Origin of the sequence: Klebsiella michiganensis, assembly GCA_000963575.1 — a bacterium.
Taxonomy (GTDB): Bacteria; Pseudomonadota; Gammaproteobacteria; order Enterobacterales; family Enterobacteriaceae; genus Cedecea; species Cedecea michiganensis_A.
Window position 1 is genome coordinate 4,951,611 of record CP011077.1, and the last position, 17,191, is coordinate 4,968,801.

9 protein-coding genes are annotated in these 17,191 nt (G+C 56.3%); 1 reads left to right on the plus strand and 8 read right to left on the minus strand.

What is annotated here, in order from left to right:
- Positions 1–57 precede the first annotated feature (57 nt).
- Complete coding sequence (locus VW41_23040) at positions 58–831, minus strand: c-di-GMP phosphodiesterase (protein AJZ91692.1); 774 nt, start codon at positions 829–831, stop codon at positions 58–60.
- Between the two features lie 243 nt (positions 832–1,074).
- Between VW41_23040 and VW41_23045 the strand changes: the two genes are divergently transcribed.
- On the plus strand, positions 1,075–2,007 hold the full coding sequence (locus VW41_23045; GenBank protein AJZ92066.1) for a ketodeoxygluconokinase: 933 nt from the start codon (positions 1,075–1,077) through the stop codon (positions 2,005–2,007).
- Between the two features lie 116 nt (positions 2,008–2,123).
- On the opposite strand, the gene VW41_23050 is transcribed toward VW41_23045, so the two are convergent.
- The 7 genes from VW41_23050 to bcsA all read right to left on the minus strand — a co-directional run bounded on the left by VW41_23050 (position 2,124) and on the right by bcsA (position 17,167).
- The gene (locus VW41_23050) at positions 2,124–3,608 is read right to left on the minus strand and encodes a hypothetical protein (protein AJZ91693.1); all 1,485 of its coding nucleotides are present in this window, start codon (positions 3,606–3,608) and stop codon (positions 2,124–2,126) included.
- 217 nt (positions 3,609–3,825) lie between these two features.
- Complete coding sequence (locus tag VW41_23055; GenBank protein AJZ91694.1) at positions 3,826–5,112, minus strand: C4-dicarboxylate transporter; 1,287 nt, start codon at positions 5,110–5,112, stop codon at positions 3,826–3,828.
- Positions 5,113–5,293: 181 nt separating this feature from the next.
- The gene (locus VW41_23060) at positions 5,294–7,279 is read right to left on the minus strand and encodes a biofilm formation regulator HmsP (GenBank protein AJZ92067.1); all 1,986 of its coding nucleotides are present in this window, start codon (positions 7,277–7,279) and stop codon (positions 5,294–5,296) included.
- Positions 7,280–7,481: 202 nt separating this feature from the next.
- Positions 7,482–10,979 carry a cellulose synthase gene (locus VW41_23065; GenBank protein ID AJZ91695.1) on the minus strand — a complete coding sequence of 1,166 codons (3,498 nt, stop codon included), beginning with the start codon at positions 10,977–10,979 and terminating at the stop codon, positions 7,482–7,484.
- Positions 10,961–12,043, minus strand: a complete 1,083-nt coding sequence (locus VW41_23070) for an endo-1,4-D-glucanase (protein AJZ92068.1) — start codon at positions 12,041–12,043, stop codon at positions 10,961–10,963. The genes VW41_23065 and VW41_23070 overlap by 19 nt, the downstream gene beginning before the upstream one ends.
- 29 nt (positions 12,044–12,072) lie before the next feature.
- Positions 12,073–14,466 (minus strand): cellulose synthase, encoded by a 2,394-nt coding sequence (locus tag VW41_23075; protein ID AJZ91696.1) that lies wholly within the window; start codon positions 14,464–14,466, stop codon positions 12,073–12,075.
- Positions 14,467–14,605: 139 nt separating this feature from the next.
- Entirely contained in the window at positions 14,606–17,167 is a 2,562-nt protein-coding gene (gene bcsA / locus VW41_23080) for a cellulose synthase (GenBank protein AJZ91697.1), read from the minus strand.
- Between the last annotated feature and the right edge of the window lie 24 nt (positions 17,168–17,191).

Below are 17,191 nucleotides of genomic sequence, written 5' to 3' on the forward strand. Positions count from 1 at the left end.
CCTCTCCTGATGCCGGTCTGCCTGACTAAAAGATAGTTCAGCATGACCGAAACGGCATCAGGGGAGGCGAATCAGAACGTTTTCCAGATTTTCGAAAGGCACGGGGCGAGACAGGAAATAACCTTGCGCCGCATAAGCAGGTGAAGGCTGAACATCTCTCCATTCTTCAACCGTTTCAATACCTTCGACAATCACGCCCTTGCAATAGCGGTTCATTAATTGCAGCAGCATGGTAAACAAATTACGCCCTTCATCACTTTTTCTCAGCATGATGAAAAGCTCACGCGCCACTTTGATGTAGTCATAGCGGACTTCGCTCAGCGCGGAGAAATTGGCAAGACCTGTACCAAAGTCATCCAGCCAAAGCGGGCCAAACTCATGCATACCGGCCAGCGTTGCCGACTGTGGCAAGTTGATATGCTCCACCAGCTCAAAGCGCACCCACGGCAGCTTCGCGATCAAATCGAGGATCGGCTGATGCTGCTTCATGGCAATCAGAGTTGGGCCATCAACGTTGACCGAGGCCAGGATGTTGTGCCCGATAAAGGTCTGTTCCCAGGCTTCCAGCAGACGCAGTTGCTCTTCCACCACCGCAATACGCTGGCGGCTGGGGATAGAAGAGAAATAGCGATCGGGGGGAATACGCACCTCAGCCTCAGCAGGATGCGTGACCACCGTGAGCAGCTCAACTGCCATTAATTTCCCGTCTGTCTTATAAATCGGCTGAAAGGTATAGCGGCGCTGGCACTGCAGCCAAAATCGTCGCTCCTGTAAACTTTCAACGCTCGCTTCAAGCGTATGCAGCCGGTGAGTAATCTGCTTCAACTTCATCTGTACATCCTGTTTGCCCTGATGACTCTACATGGCTCGTCGAAAGGTTATCGGCGTCGGAATAGAGAACTTTATGCTCGCTTTCGCAGCAAAATGGGCTACAGCGATTTTTGTCACAATCACAATAACCTGGCGCACATCAAAAATTTTCGAAACGCCGTTTTAAAATGTTTGACTCACTTTTCACCCCGGCGGAGAATGCCAAAAAACAGTTTTTTTGTTCATTTCATCATCAGGTTTCTTATGCTCACTCAGAAAATTGCCGTGATCGGCGAATGCATGATCGAACTCTCTCAGAACGGCACTCAGGTGCAGCGCAGCTTTGGTGGCGATACCTTAAATACCTCCGTTTACCTCGCCCGCCAGGTCAGCGAAAGCGAGCTGGAAGTGCACTATGTCACTGCCCTCGGTGAAGACAGTTTTAGCCAGCAAATGCTGGACGCCTGGCACCAGGAACGTCTGAACACGGCATTGATTCAGCGTCTGGAGCACCGCCTTCCGGGCCTGTATTACATCGAGACCGATAGCCACGGCGAGCGGACGTTCTACTACTGGCGTAACGAAGCGGCGGCGCGGTTCTGGCTGGAGAGCGAGCGTTCAGATGAAATATGCGCGGAGCTGGCCCAGTTTGATTATCTCTACCTGAGCGGCATTAGCCTGGCTATCCTCAACGACACCAGCCGGAAGAAGCTTTTCGCGATGCTGAAACAGGCCAGGGCGAACGGCTGCAAGGTCGTTTTCGACAACAACTACCGGCCGCGCTTATGGGCCAGCCCCGAAGAGACACAGCGCGTATACCGGGCAATGCTGGCCTGCACGGATATTGCGTTCCTGACGCTGGACGATGAGGACGCGCTCTGGGGTGCCGCCCCGGTAGAGGAAGTGATTCACCGGACGCACGCCGCAGGCGTAGAAGAAGTGGTGATCAAACGAGGCGCAGCGTCCTGTCTGGTATCGGTAAAAGGTGAAAATGCGCTCGACGTTCCGGCGCTTCGCCTGGCAAAAGAAAAAATCGTGGACACCACCGCGGCAGGAGACTCCTTTAGCGCCGGCTATCTGGCGGTGCGTTTAACCGGGGGTACGGCTGAAGAGGCCGCGAAGCGCGGTCATTTGACGGCGGGCACGGTGATTCAATATCGCGGGGCGATTATTCCGCGGGAAGCGATGCCCAAATAAGTTGACCCTCACCCTAACCCTCTCCCTGAAAGGGAGAGGGGACGAAAAGAAAACGTCCTCACGAATTCCCCCTCTCCCCTATGGGGAGAGGGTCGGGGTGAGGGGCTTTTCAGGCACTATGACGCCGGAGGAATATCCGAAACATCCTGCTTAGGATCGTCGGTCACCGGCGGCGCTGCGGCTGGCACCATCACCTTATCCCACGTCTCTTTCAGCTCTTTCATGTTGTACTCAGGCTCGCCTTTAGGCTGCAACAGCACCATCGACATCTCCTGAGACAGCTGCTGCCGCAGATCCTGGTTGAGCATCGACACGGTCAGGCTGTCGAGGAAATCCTGACGCAGCTTCTGGTACTGCTCCGGCGCAATATCAACTACCTGGTTCTGCAGCGAACGCATACGCTGGCTGATCAACACGTCGGTGTTGGTGCGCGCATAGGTGGCAAACAGCTTCGTCAGCTCATTCTTTTTCTGCGCGATCAGCGCGTCGAATTCTTCCTGGGACAGGCCTTTATCGCGCACTCGCAGCAGTTCACGCCCGACGCTGGTAAGACTGGCGTTCAGCTTATCGTTCGGGGATTCAATGTTGATCCCGCACTGGGCACGCAAATAAAGCACGCGGCAATCAAAGCTCAGATTAAGGTCTTTAACGCCATTTTTGCTCAGGCTTTGCTGCACATTCCAGAACAGCGCCTCACGGGCCAGATCGGCACGCCAGTAGCGCAGCAGCGCCGCAGATTCACGAATCGGCTGCCAGGTGTTATCCCACATCAGAGACAACCTGTCCTGACGCACGCTGTCGGTCATCAGGCTAACCGGCTCAGGGTTAAGCGGAGAAAGGGTTGGCACCGGCGCAGGGGTGTCGCGCTTGCCTTTCAGTTCGCCGAAGGTTTTGTTGATTTGCTCCGCCACGCTGCGGCTGTCCACGTTGCCGACCACGATAAGGGTCATGGCATCCGGGGTGTACCACTTGTCGTAAAACGCTTTCAGCTGCGCGGCATCAACCGGGCGCTTGAGGTTTTCAGCCGGATCGTGGCCAAGCAGCGTGGAGCCTTTCAGACGGTAGCGCCACCAGCTGTCTTTGGTGTTCATCGGCCAGGTCGCGACCATATCCGGCACATGCAGTGCCGCAGTCACGGTTGCCGACGTCACGGCCAGCGACCCGATGTTGGTCGACATAAACGCCAGCGCTTCTTTCAGCAAATCATTGCGGTTATTAGGCAGGCTAAGGTTAAACAGCGTGAAGTCATAGGAGACGATAGCCGGAGGAAGTGGACGCTCCGGATCGCTGCTTTGGTGCCATAACGAACGCGCCTGACTCGTCGGCAGACCGCCGGTCTGCGTCAGCAGCATGCGCGGTAAAAAGTGGCTATAACCGCTTTGTTGGGCGGTTTCGGTGAGCGAGCCGTTATTCACCATCAGGCGAATTTCAACGCGGTCGCTTGGGCGCTGGGGGGTGGCCAAAACCTGCCACTGGAAGCCGTTAGAGAGCGTCCCCTGTTGCCAGGCCGGGTCCGGCTGGAGCGCTTCTGCCTGCACGTTGCCGGCCGTTGCGGCTAATAGCAACCCGCCAGCTAAAAGTCGAATCTTGGTGCCCTGCATGTGAACCCCTAAAAACAATCCTGGTTAAAAGTAGCACATCGGCGCGGCATTCGACGTCCGCAGACCGACATAGGTGACGTTTCACCAATCCGTTTGACCGCATTTCTGCGAAAACGTCACGTAAGAAAGTGAAAAATAGAGAATGTTGAATGTTTAGTGGGGTAATTATGCAGAGTCGCCCGCAGCGAGGGCAAGTCGCTGCGGGCAATTGGTCGGATTAGTGGGAGACTTCGGTCACTTTTTTGTCAGATTGTGGATTATCCAGCTGCTGATGAAGTTGCTTTTCATCCAGCTGTTTTACCCATTTTGCAACAACCACGGTAGCCACGCCGTTACCCACCAGGTTAGTCAAGGCACGCGCTTCGGACATGAAGCGGTCGATACCCAGAATCAGCGCCAGGCCCGCAACCGGCAGATGACCTACCGCAGAAATGGTTGCCGCCAGTACGATGAAGCCGCTGCCGGTAACCCCAGCCGCCCCTTTAGAAGAGAGCAGCAACACAACCAGCAGCGTGATCTGATGGAAAATATCCATGTGGCTGTTGGTCGCCTGAGCAATAAACACCGCCGCCATTGTCAGGTAAATCGAGGTGCCGTCCAGGTTGAAGGAGTAACCGGTTGGAATAACCAGACCCACAACGGATTTACGGCAGCCCAGCTTCTCCATCTTATCGAGCATACGTGGCAGAACGGACTCGGAAGAAGATGTCCCCAACACAATCAGCAGCTCTTCTTTGATGTAGCGGATGAACTTGAAGATGTTGAAGCCCGTGGCGCGGGCGATGGAACCCAGTACCAGAATCACAAACAGCAGGCAGGTAATGTAGAAGCAGACGATCAGTTGGCCCAGTTGCACCAGCGAGCCTACGCCATATTTACCGATGGTGAACGCCATTGCCCCAAACGCCCCGATAGGCGCCAGGCGCATGATCATGTTGATGATGCCGAAGATAACCTGCGAGAAGCTTTCGATGACGTTAAAGATCATCTGGCCTTTGTGGCCCAGACGATGCAGGGCAAAACCGAACAGTACGGCAAACAGCAGCACCTGCAGGATGTTACCGCTGGCAAACGCACCAATCACGCTGCCCGGGATCACGTCCAGCAAGAAGGCAATAACGCCCTGCTGCTGAGCTTGTTCAGCGTAAACTGCAACCGCTTTCGCATCCAGCGTCGCCGGGTCCACGTTCATTCCGGCACCAGGCTGCAGCACGTTAACCACGACAAGACCGATAATCAGCGCAATGGTGCTGACAATTTCAAAATACAGTAACGCTACCGCGCCGGTACGGCCCACGGCTTTCATGCTTTCCATGCCAGCGATCCCGGTCACCACGGTACAGAAGATGACGGGCGCAATAATCATTTTAATCAGTTTAACGAACGCGTCGCCAAACGGTTTCATTTGGGCACCCAATTCCGGGTAAAAGTGACCCAGCAAAATGCCGATGGCAATTGCGGTCAGCACCTGAAAATACAGACTTTTGAAGAGTGAGGTTTTCATTAGAGTATCCTTGAACGGAGAGTAACCGCAGCCCCGGCTCAGGAACCGGTATGACTGCGGCACTCAACATAGCACCCTAAAAAAAACGCAGAAGTGGCCTGGATCGATTTTGTTAACAGGATTGTTAAAAACTTGAACTGAACCGATCCAGCTCGTAACATTTGTAACTATTGTTTTTCATTTATGCAGTAAGAAATTCACGTTCAAACTGCTCAAGGGTGCGTGCTTTGGCATACAGGAAGCCCTGGGCGTAGATAACGCCCTGCTGCACTAGCCACTCGCGCTGGGCTTCTTGCTCCACGCCCTCCGCCACCACTTTCAGGTCGAGCGCTTTGGCCATCGCAATAATAACCCCAACCATCGCGTTGTCTTCCGGCAGCCCTTCGACAAAGCTTTTGTCTATCTTCAGCACATCTATCGGCAGCGCCTTCATGTGGTGCAGGTGGCGCAAACTGGCGTAACCCATACCAAAATCATCCAGTGCGATACGCACCCCGGCCTGGCGGAGCGGCCGCAGAATATTCACCGCCGCCTGGGGATCATCAATACGTCGGCTTTCGGTCACTTCAAGAATCAGCGTGCCGGGCTGGATTCGGTAACGCCTGAGTAACTCTAACAGCGAAGGCACCATGGCTTCATGCAGCAGCTGGAGCGCGGAGAGGTTTACGCACAGCGGCAACGTAACGCCCCGGCTTTGCCAGGCAGACAGGGTGCGGCAGGACTCTTCAAGAATCCAGTTGCCGACGGTGATCATCAACCCGCAGGCCTCGATGCGCTCAATCAGACCTTCCGGCAGACTCCAGCTCCCGTCGGGCTGACGCTGTCGCAGCAGGACTTCGGCGCTGACTACGCTACCATCACGCATATCCACCTGCGGCTGCAGCCAGACGGCAAAGTTATGCTTCTCAAGCGCGTTCAAAATATCGTGCTCTTCGGTGAGTCGGCGCTGGGCTTTTTCCATTTGATCGGGATCGAAGAACTGAATTTGGTTTTTCCCGCAGCGGCGAGCCGAAAGCGTTGCCGAAGCCGCCCGGCGATAAAGCTGCTCTGCGCTGAGGCCCACCTTGAACATCGCAATACCCATGCTGGCCGTCGGCTTCAGCTGCAGCGCCTGGACCGGCAAACGGGCGTTGAGCGTTTCCATAACTCTCTGCGCCAGCGTCATCGCATCCCAGGGGTCGCTCACTCCGTAGAGAAGCAGCCCAAAGTCATTCAGACTCAGCTGGGCCAACACCACATTAGCGGGTACTACCGCTTTAATTTTTTCTACCAGCGTCAGCAGCAGCATCTCTCGCTGCTCTTCATTCAACACGCCGGCCGCATCCTGCAGCGTTTCGCTGCCGATTAGCATTAACGCGCCGTGCTTCTCGTTCGCCACCATCTGTTCAATCAGCGCCATCAGCAGCGCCTTATTTGGCAGCTCGGTGATCGGGTTATGGGTACTCAACGAATTCATTTGCTGCTGAAGATGCTGGGCAACCTGCTGATTACGGTTATAGCTACGCACCAGCATGCCAATCTCATCGTCATGGTGCAGCGGCGGTAGAGTGAGCTGATGCTCACCCGTTTGCTGAGGGGTAAGGCTATCCAGCTCGCGGCTAATCTTACGGATCGGATGGACCACCAGCCGGTTAATACACCAGCTGATCGCCACGGTCAGAATCAGCGCCAGCAGCAAATAGGTGGTCAGCAGGGTGGAAATCGTGCTGACAATTATGCGATACATGCGCCAGGAATCAGCCTGCAGCACCAGATAAGCCAGCGGCTGCGGGTTAGCCGGACGCTCAAGAGAGTAAAGCGGCAGGGATATCTGCACCGGCAGCTCAAACACGCGGGTGATAAGCATCGGGATTTGGTGCTCCGGCATAAAGCTAATGCGAAGCGCCTGGAACTGGTTTGGCAGCACGACATCCGCGCGGCTGATGATGCCCGAAGGCTGGATCTGATGAAGAATGGCCTCAGCCTGCGGAATATCGGCACGCAAAATGGCCTCAGACAGAGGAAGACGCACGGAGTGGGCGATTTTCTCCATTTGCGTGGCGGTGTCGTAGCGATTTTGCTGCACAAAATGGAACAGCTGAATGACGATAAAAATAAAAATAAACACCAGGGCCACGGCTGACACCATAGCCATCTGTTTTATCGTTAGGGAACGACTGACTCGCAAGCTGACTCTCCGCTTTTGCTTAACCTGTGCCACGCCCGGCATCAGGATATTCTTACGCCCGCAGAGTATACTGCATTGCCACCCTTTTTAATCCTCGCCCGGGGAGAATCGGGTAATTCTGCTTTTATGGGCAATTTTGCGCCGAATTCTGAGCGAAAAGTCGCAAACGGCGGGCTAACCCGCCGTCCTGCATCACACCTAATCAGAAGTCTGCATAAGGCACCAGCGGCTGAGGCGGCATGTCCATATCGCCCTGCCAGCCCGCCATGGAGTAGCGAACATAAATCAGCGCGTGGCTTGGGGTGTAGTCCTTGGCCTGCTGAATATCAATCCCGGCGCCGATTGACCAGTGCGAGCTGATCCGGCGCTCTACCAGCGCTCGGGCCGTATAACCGAAGCCGTTGCTGCTGCTGGCCGAACTAGGATCGTTGCGATCCGGGTAAGCATAGGGATCTTCCGGGTAGTCGTTAGTATTATTAGGCACGAGGTTACGCAGCGGGTAGCGCTGGCCCGCATTGCTGTGGGAATAGGACCAGGAGCCAGAGGCGCCCAATTCCCAGGACCAGTTCTCGGTGCGTTTACGCCAGATGACCGGCACGGCAAACGACACGTATTTTTGCGGGCTGTAATAGCCCCCCTGGCCGAGGAAGTAGTCGCTGAGGTCTTTTTCGTAGTGCCAGACCATGTTGGTCAGGCCGACGGTTAGCCGCTGATTATTCTCGTTTATCAGCTTGTAGTAGTAGCCCGTCATCCAGCGCACGCGCCAGTTATCGGCCACGTTTTTACCGGTCAGCGTGTCCGCGCTCAGGCTGGACCAGACGCCGTTGGCCTCGCCCTTGTCGTAGCTCAGGCTAACGCCACCGCCGGTCGCGCGAACGCCCCCCCACACGGTTTTGGTATTCGGATCCCGCTGCCCGCCAAAGGAAAGCAGCGAGCTGGAGATAGGCCGACGATGCGCATTGACCGTGTAGCCAATCGGCCCCAAATCGTTGCTGTAGCTAACGCCACCGACAACATCCACGACGTCAAAGCCCATCGGCGTTGTGCCGATGTCCGTTTGCCAGGTATTATTTTTCCAGCCAACGGCCACGCTTGCGCCGTTGCCGCTCTGTCTTCTGTTGCCAAAGCAGTTGTGCTTCGCACAGGTGCCCCAGCGCTCGTTGTAGCCCGCCCCGTTATCTTTGAACGAGCCGGCATCCATATTCACCATATCGGTACGGAACCACATCCGCCCGTCACTGAGCGGAGCATCCACTTGCAGCATCGTGGTGTGCGCTTTCAGATCGGAGTAACCCGGTGTGCCGCTTGAGCCCCAGTATTCGTGGTCGAGCGTTACGTTCACATCCTGCTGGCGATAAAGGTCGGCGGCATCACTGCGCACGCCACGCTTCAGCCAGTCGTCTTTCTCATCGTTGCGGGTCAGGCGAGTGAAGGTGTCGTTATCTTGCGGACGCTGCCGGGTGATGCCCGAGGAGACCATAGCGTCTTTGTAAGTTTCCAGCGCCTGCTGCGGCTGCCCGCTGGCGGCCTGGAAGCGTGCGGCATCACGCATCACCAGCGCGCTTTCCATCGATGGCGGCTGGGTTTTGGCCGCAACCAGAATCGGGGCATAGGTTTGTGCCGCTTTTTCGTTATCCCCAAGAGCGGCCCAGGCGTTCGCGATGCGGCGCTGAGTGTTGATGGACGGTGTGTCACCGGTCGGGGCTTCTTGCAGTTTAGCAAGCAAACCACGAGCCTGAGGTTTGTCCCCCTCGGCAATCAGCACCTCGGTTAACCCTAACAATGCATCTTCGTTGCCGGGTGAACGCTGCAGGACTTTTTGGTATTGCGATTTCGCCGTGGCGCGATCGCCCCGCTCGGCGGCCCAGTCGGACAGCGTTAAGTCCACACGGTCTGACGGTGTCTGCTGCTGAAGTAGCGCAATGGCGTCTTTTTCTTTACCGCTGTCCCGCAGTCGGTTAGCCGTTTGCATCACTTCGTTAAACTGCAACCGGTCTGCAAGCTCATGAATATTATCGGTCCACTGCGCTTTTGGCAGCGTATTGAGGTGGCTTAACGCCGCCGCATCGTGGTCATTGCCTGAGAGATAAAGACCGTAAGCGAAGACCTGCTCCGGATCTCCCGGCTTACGCTGGGCCAGACCGCGCATCAGGCTGTCCGCCTCGCTGTGTTTTCCGGCGGCATAAAGATCGTTAGACAGACGGTAAGTTATCCACACGCTATCCGGGTCAAGCTGAAGGCGCCGGCGCTGGATCTCTGCCGCTTTCGCCCACTGCCCCTGACTTTCCAGCGCGGTAGCCTGCTGCTCCAGGCGCTCACCGGCCAGGCTACGTTCGATATCATCAATACTCTTGCGCTGGCTGGCCGAAAGACTCTGAATATACGCCGCTGCGCGCTCCGGTGACTGGCGTCGATACACGTTCGCCAGCCCACGAATAGCGTTACTGTTTCCGCGATCCATACGCAGCGCCTGCTGGTAATAACGCTCCGCGCTGGCATCATCTTTTTTAGCGACGGCCACATCGCCAAAGCCCAGCACCGCATAGCTGTCGGTGTTATCAATCCTTTGAGCCAGCTGGTATTTCTGCAGTGCGGCATCCGGGTTATTGGCTTTGAGCTGAGCATCTCCTTGTTCAATCAGCAGCCAGTAACGGTTGGTTTTTAACAAACTGTCCCACTTGCCCCGGTTATCGCTCTGCGGATCCATCTGAATTGCTTTCTCGAACTGCTGTACCGCCAGGGCGCGTTTTCCCTGCTGGGAATAAGCCTGCCCCAGCGCCCCCACCACTTCGCTGTCGTTTTGCTTCGTGCTTAACGCCTCTTTCAGCTGCGGGATCGCCTGATTTCCGCGCCCACCGCCCACATCTTCCAGACCTTTGGCCCGGGCGAGAAAAGCCGGGTCAGCCAACTGTTTTTGCTGCTGCGCAAGCTTGTCACGCGCAGAGGCAACCGTATCGCCCTCGGTGAAGACATTCAGAAAACGCTGCAGGGCCGCGACGCTTTGCGGCCCTGTCGGTAAATTGCTGATTTGGCTATACCATAAAGCCGCGGCATCTTCCCGGCTGCCGCTGGATTTCGCCATTTGCTCAAGCACCTGATAAGCCTCGGCGCTGCGTCCGTTGGCAAACATCAGTCGCGCCAGATTGCCACGCAGTTCGGCATTCCCCGGCGCAGCGGCATCCAGTGCTTTGAGTTTATCGATCGCCTGGTTCGTGGTTGCCGGGCGCTTCGCCATCAGCATCCAGTATTCAATCGCTAAATCCCCTTCTGGCGGGTTGCCGTCAAACAGCTTTTCATAGGCGGCAATGGCCTGATCGGTGTGCCCACTGGCCGCTAATAACCGGGCCTGCTGCAGCTGCTGGCGGCCGTCCGCGCCGGTCAACATCAACGTGACCTGCGACTGTTTATACTCGGCGGAGCCGGGGGCCAGTTTTGCCAGCCGCTCAAGCTGTGCTTTCGCTCCGGCGTTATCACCCTGGCGCAGAAGGTAGCGCATTCGGGCCGCAATCACGTCCGGATCGTCCGGTGCCATCAGCTCCAGCCTGGAAAGCGACTGCCGCACGATATCTTCGCGTTTGCTGGCCTCACCCATCCTCACTTGCTCTAGCAACTGCTGCTGAGGCGTCAATGCGGCCTGAGCCATTGGCATCAGCGCCATGCCCAAAGAGAGTGTGACTAAACTTAATGAGAACTTGCGCATACCTGACCCCAGCTCGGGATTAATTCACCAAGAGAATTGAAGCGAAAACGTTTTTGGTCCCATCCCTGACCAAAGAGCGTTAAAACATAGCTGTAATAGGCGTCAGCCTGGGGGAAATTGTCTTTCACCCGCTGGCGCTGCACGTCCCGTGCTTCGCTATCCTGTAAAAAAGGCAGCATTGCGGCAGAAAATCCCACCGGCCCAGTGCCCTGAACGTTGCCGGTTTGCACATCGACTTTTTCCGGCGGCAAACCTTGTTTGATAGTGATGTCCGCCATCGGCTGGAAAGCCTTCAGCAGCGCGGCTTTATGTGGCGCGTCGTCAGCCATCATGCCAACCCACATGTAGACGCGTATCGAGTCATAGCTGCCGTAGCGAGCATCGTCGGTCTGAAACTGCCAGCCCTTACCTTCATGCCAGTCGGCCCAGTTTGGCGAAAACCCTTTGGCTGCGGTTTCAAGCAGTAATCTTTGGTTTGCCACCTGCATGGCCGACCAGGGGCCGCGGTAACGCACCATCCGCTGCAATACCTGCGGCGGGAGATAGCTTGGATTCAGACGCCAGTCAGGAGAATGATTAAAGCCCACTCGCCCTGGCAACAGCGAAAATCCCAGCCCGGGGATTTTAATCACTTCCTCTTTCGCCACGCGCTTCAATAGCTGTTCGCCGAGGCGCTTATAGGCAGGCTCATGCCACAGGCGCCCCGCTTCGAGCAGGCTCCAGACTATCCACATATCGGCATCGGAAGCGGAGTTACTGTCTAAAACAGTCCACTCATCTTTGTCGTTTTTGCCCCACAGCCAGGCGGGGAGGTGATCTTTGAGCGCCCCCTGAGCAAGGTTGTTTTCAGTCCAGCGTAACAGCTGGTCGAACATCGCCCGATCGTTGGCCGCCAGGGCAAAGAAAAGCCCATAGCTCTGCCCTTCCGAGGTGGTTATTTTTCGCTCATCGCTGGGATCGATAACCCGGCCCTGGTCGCTGACATAGCTTGCTTTAAATTGCTCCCAGGCAGGCCAGCTACAGGCGGCCTGCCCGGAAACGGTTGTCAGCATCAGCCCGACCATCAGCAGTACGGCGCCGATCTTCATCACAATTACTCGTCTTCCGGATCGATACGACGACGGCTAAGGATGCGCAGGATACGCCACAGCACCCAGGCCAGCAGCACAACGCTTATCGCGGCGAAGATAGCCAGCAGAACCGGATGGTTCGACAGCGCGTACCAGATGCGTTCGAACCACGGCAGATGGCCAACATAGTAAATATCGCCGACACGAAGGCTATCGACACCGGATTCACGAATCACCGCTACCGAGCCAGAAATCGCCGCTCGCTTACCGCTGTCGTTGAGCGCGCTATTCAGCAGCTCATAGCCTCGAGGGCTGTCGGCCAGTAAAGCAAGCACGCTACGCTGGTCGTTATACGGTGACTGGAAGCCCACGATGGCGGCCATCGCGCCTTGGGAGGTGATCGCCGTTTGTGTATCCGCCGCGCGATCTTTTGGATCGGAAACACTGTTCAGCAGCGGGGTCTGACGAACCGGGGTTTTCACCCAGCTTTGAGTCGCGTCAACCAGGAGATCGATACGTTTGTCATCCTTCAGAGCCGGCGGGATGCTGCCGATGATCATGATGTCCGCATCTTTGCCCTGAATGGTGCTGCCATCATCCGTTAAATTAACGCTCAGCGCCGGGAAACCGGTTTGCGAGCCAATGGTGCCGAGGGCATCCAGCAGCGCGGTCACCTGAGCCGGGTCAGGCTCCTTACTCACCACCACAATGGTTTGTGAAAGATCGGCCATGCGGCTGAACGGGAAGCCCGCATTCGCAAAGGTGCGCAAGTCCGGCATGGCAATAAAGTGGTGATAGTTTGAGAAGTCGATGGTTGACTCATCTTCCACCACAACGTGGTTTTGAACCGGCTGGAACGTAACACAGTTCTCAAGAGAACCCCCCGGCATCGGGTTCATATACGAGAAGTCAAAGCGCAGCTGGTTGGCAGCCCCCAGGCGCAGCGCGGGGATCGACACATCAGTTTTGCCGTCCAGCAGGCCCTGCAGCACCGGCAGGCGCAGCAGCAGCTTATTATTCTCTTCGCTTGGCGTCAGGTTAAACGACTGCAGGAACTGGTTGTTCAGGCTGATGTCCATGCGCGAGCTGTCTTTCATCGCCGGTGCGGTATAGCGATACTTCAGGTTCAGATCGATGCCGTTACTGCGCAGCAGATAAAGATCCGGCGGCAGGTTCATCGTCACGCTAATGGCGCTCGGCTCCTGGCCGCTGGACTGCAGCTGCTCCTGGTAAGTTTTCATCTCACCAAGCGTTACCGGCCGGTCGGTTCTCACCCAATTTGGCGCATCGTAAGGTTCGCGGGGCAGCAAGGGCTTCACGTCATCCACGGTAACGCTGCTGCCGCGGAACAGGATGTTGCCCTGGGCAATCCCTTTTGCGGCCTGCACCAGGTCTTTATCATCACGTCCCATCACAACCAGCAATTTGACGTACGGATTATCCGGGTGGCTCATCATCTCAACGGTAGGTGCCTGCACGGCCGGGTGATTGCGCAGGAAGTCCGGGCGCTTATCGTTGGTGGCAAACACGATCCCGTTGCTGGTCGGCAGTTGGTTGAAAAGTACCGGGAAGTTCTGCCCACGCCATGCTGTACGGGAACCAAACCAGGAGGCCACAATCCCTGCGGCACGCTGCTGTTCAATGTCCGGGCTGGCGGCAAAAACGATAGGCAGCGTCAGCGGGCGATCGTCACGCGAGTCGAAGAAAGGCACCGGGAAATGCGACAGATCGTTTTGCACCGGCAGGCGTTGATAGGTCAGCGCCAGCGAGCTGCTCCGCCCGACATCCATCCACAGCGTGGTGCTGGCCGGGTTTTCACAGATATCACGGTAGTGGCCGACAAACTCCAGGCGCACGCGGTTAAAGTCGGTGATATACAGAGGATCAACCGGTACCTGCGCGAAGGTTTTTTTACCCAGCTGCTCTTTGGTCACCGGCAGAACGCCCATCAGCTCGTCGTTGAGATAGACTTTGAGCTGGGATTGTACCGGCAGCAGAGAAGGCGAAGGGGTATATTCAAGGTTCAGCAGCGCTTTCGAGACGATTTCATCCCGGCGCATCCCAAATTCCACCCCGCCATTCGGGTTCACGCCGGTCAACACCATGCTCCCCGGCGGGGGCGCAATTTGCGCAAAATTCAGCTTAACATCGCGAGAAGGTACATTTTCGGCGACGATGGGAGCATTTGCACCCTGCACGCCCGGTAAAACTTGCCCAACCGTAGGCGCATTATCCGCAGGCGTGGCAGGCACCAGCGCCTCCGCTGCACCCGGCGCAGGCGTAATCACCGCCTGATTTGCCGTAGCCACGGCAGGAACCGTCGGAGCCGGCGTTGTGTCAGCCGCATTTGCCACCGTAACAGGCAGGGCGCTGATGCCAACCGCCGCTGCATAAAACCAGGATATTTTTCTTTTCATCGCGTTTTCATCAAATTAATCAGGCTGTTGATAAACCTCAGGCGAAAGAAGAAACACCAGAGAACATCAATTCGTGATTTCAGTTGCCGACTACAAAGAGGGAAAAACCACGCTTCTTCCCTTTGCATAAGCAATCTCGTTAAGCCAATGCAGACAAGGTCCGCCGTTTTGCTGGTTCGGTCGTCGGGCTGTGCGGAATAAACGACACAATCCAGTCCACCAGCACGGTGATCGCGTGGAAAACAAACTTCAATGACGGTGGAGCGAACTCCGCAAGGTGCCGGTAGCCCCGGAACCCAAGCTTGAGAATATCCACCAGACTTTCCAGCGGCTTATCCTCAGGGAAACTGTCTTGCCACAGCGCCCAGGTGTCGGCGCGGGCAAAAGTACATTGAATAAAATCAATGTGTTGCTTCGTGGTCATTTGCGCCAACTGCAGGCCGACTTCATCGCCAAAGACCCTCACGACCTGCGCCGGGAAGTAGAACTCTTGCGCCCCGCGCTTCAGCAGCAGGTTCACTTTCTGGCCTTCCAGCACCTGAGTTGGACCATGGATCTTGATCCCTACCCCGCCATCTGAATAGTCGTGCACGGTACAAGGGAACAGGTGACCATCTTCACGGGCCAACGCAGCCGGCATTGCGATTTCAACGCGATGCGCTCGCCGGACCTGCTTACTCTCAACGGAAACGGCCACTGCGCCACCGAGGATAATAAGGTTGTAGAACACCCACAGCAGGCTCACCAGAACCGTTAGCGCCTCGTTTTCCGGACCGTAGAAGAAACGCCATGCCCCAAAAGCAACACCCAACAGGTTAATCAGGACCAGCACCAGGTACGGGCGCGTTATCACCCAATCTACATATTCGTTTTCAACCAGGCCGCCTTTCGCGGTCACGTTGAATTTCCCTTTGTGCGGATTAAACAATGCCACCAGCGTCGGCTGGGCGATGTACCAGGCCAACACCGTTTCGTAAATTTCGCTCCAGAACGAATGGCGATACTTGCCCTGAATTTTGGAGTTGGTCAGGCTGGCGTGGATCATATGCGGCAAAACAAACAGCGCAATCATGATGGCCGGGGCGTAAATGATATAGGCGTGGAACAGCAGGAACGCCAGCGGGGCCGTCAGGAAGATAAGCCGCGGTATCCCCGACAGGAAGTGGAACATAGCGTTGGCATAGCAGAGGCGCTGGGCAAACTTCAGCCCTTTACCGAAGAACGGGTTATCGAGACGGAAGATCTGCGTCATCCCTCGCGCCCAGCGAATACGCTGCCCGATGTGCGCCGAAAGGCTTTCCGTGGCAAGCCCAGCAGCCTGCGGAATACGCAGGTAGGCTGACGTATAACCCCGCCGATGAAGGCGCAGCGAGGTGTGGGCATCTTCGGTCACGGTTTCAACGGCAATACCGCCAATTTCATCCAGCGGGCCTCGGCGAATCACCGCACAAGAGCCGCAGAAGAATGTGGCATCCCACATATCATTCCCGTCCTGCACCAGCCCGTAAAACAGCGTACCTTCGTTAGGCGTTTTACGGAAACGTCCAAGGTTGCGCTCGAACGGGTCAGGCGAGAAGAAATGGTGCGGGGTCTGCATCATCGCCAGCGACTTCTCTTTGAAGAACCAGCCCATAGTCAGCTGCAGGAAGGAGCGTGTAGGCACATGGTCGCAGTCGAAGATTGCAACGAAATCACCCTTCGCATACTTCAGCGCATTGTTGATGTTCCCTGCTTTTGCATGTTCGTGCGTCGGGCGGGCGATATAATTCACCCCGACCATATCGGCAAACTGCTTAAACTCGTCGCGCCCGCCGTCATCCAGAATCCAGATATTCAGCTTGTCCTTCGGCCAGTCAATGCCCAATGAGGCATAAATTGTCCCCTTCACGACGTGCAGTTCTTCGTTGTAGGTTGGTACAAAAATATCTACCACCGGCCAGGTATTCATGTCTTTTGGCATCGGCACAGGCTGGCGGTTAAGCGGCCAAACCACCTGGAAATACCCCATCACCAGCACCAGCCAGGCGTACGTCTCGGCAAACAGCAGCCCCAGACCGAAGGCAAGACTGAGCGGATCGTTCCAGTTCAGGGTTGAGGTATAGCGCCACCAGATGTAGCGACAAGACACGGTCAGCGACAGCACAATCAGCATCAGCGCGGCAAAACGCCCAGGCAACCGACGAACCAACAGCGCCACGCCCCACAGCAGCATCAGGAAGATGAACTGCGATAATGGGTTAAACGGCTGAGTGATGCAAAGCAAAGCCAGAATGGCCGAAAAGGCAACGATCACGCCCAGAAGGATCCGCCGGGCGGTATGGCTGATATGACTCAGTTCTTTCTTCTGGTCGAGATGCTGGGTCCGATGACTGAAGTTTTCCGGCAGCTTTTCAAGCCAGCCATGCCAGCTCTCGCGCCAGGCCTGAATCCGGCCGAAGGAGCGTATACGCGGCCGTCCGGCTTGCCCGCTTGCGCGAAGCAGCAGCCACAGGCTTTGAATACCGTAACGGACGACATCCAGCGGGCGCGGTCTGTCCGGATTAATATGCGGATAAAACCGAGAGTGACCGTCACGTATACGCTGCCAGCGCGGACCTTCAAGCGGCAAAAAAATCCAGGCCAGAATCAAGACGATGCAGCCCAGCATCGCGCTAAACAGAGGGGCACCGTTGCGGCGGAAAGTATGAAAACGCTCTCCCAACCGCTGACTGGCAGCAGGGAGGCC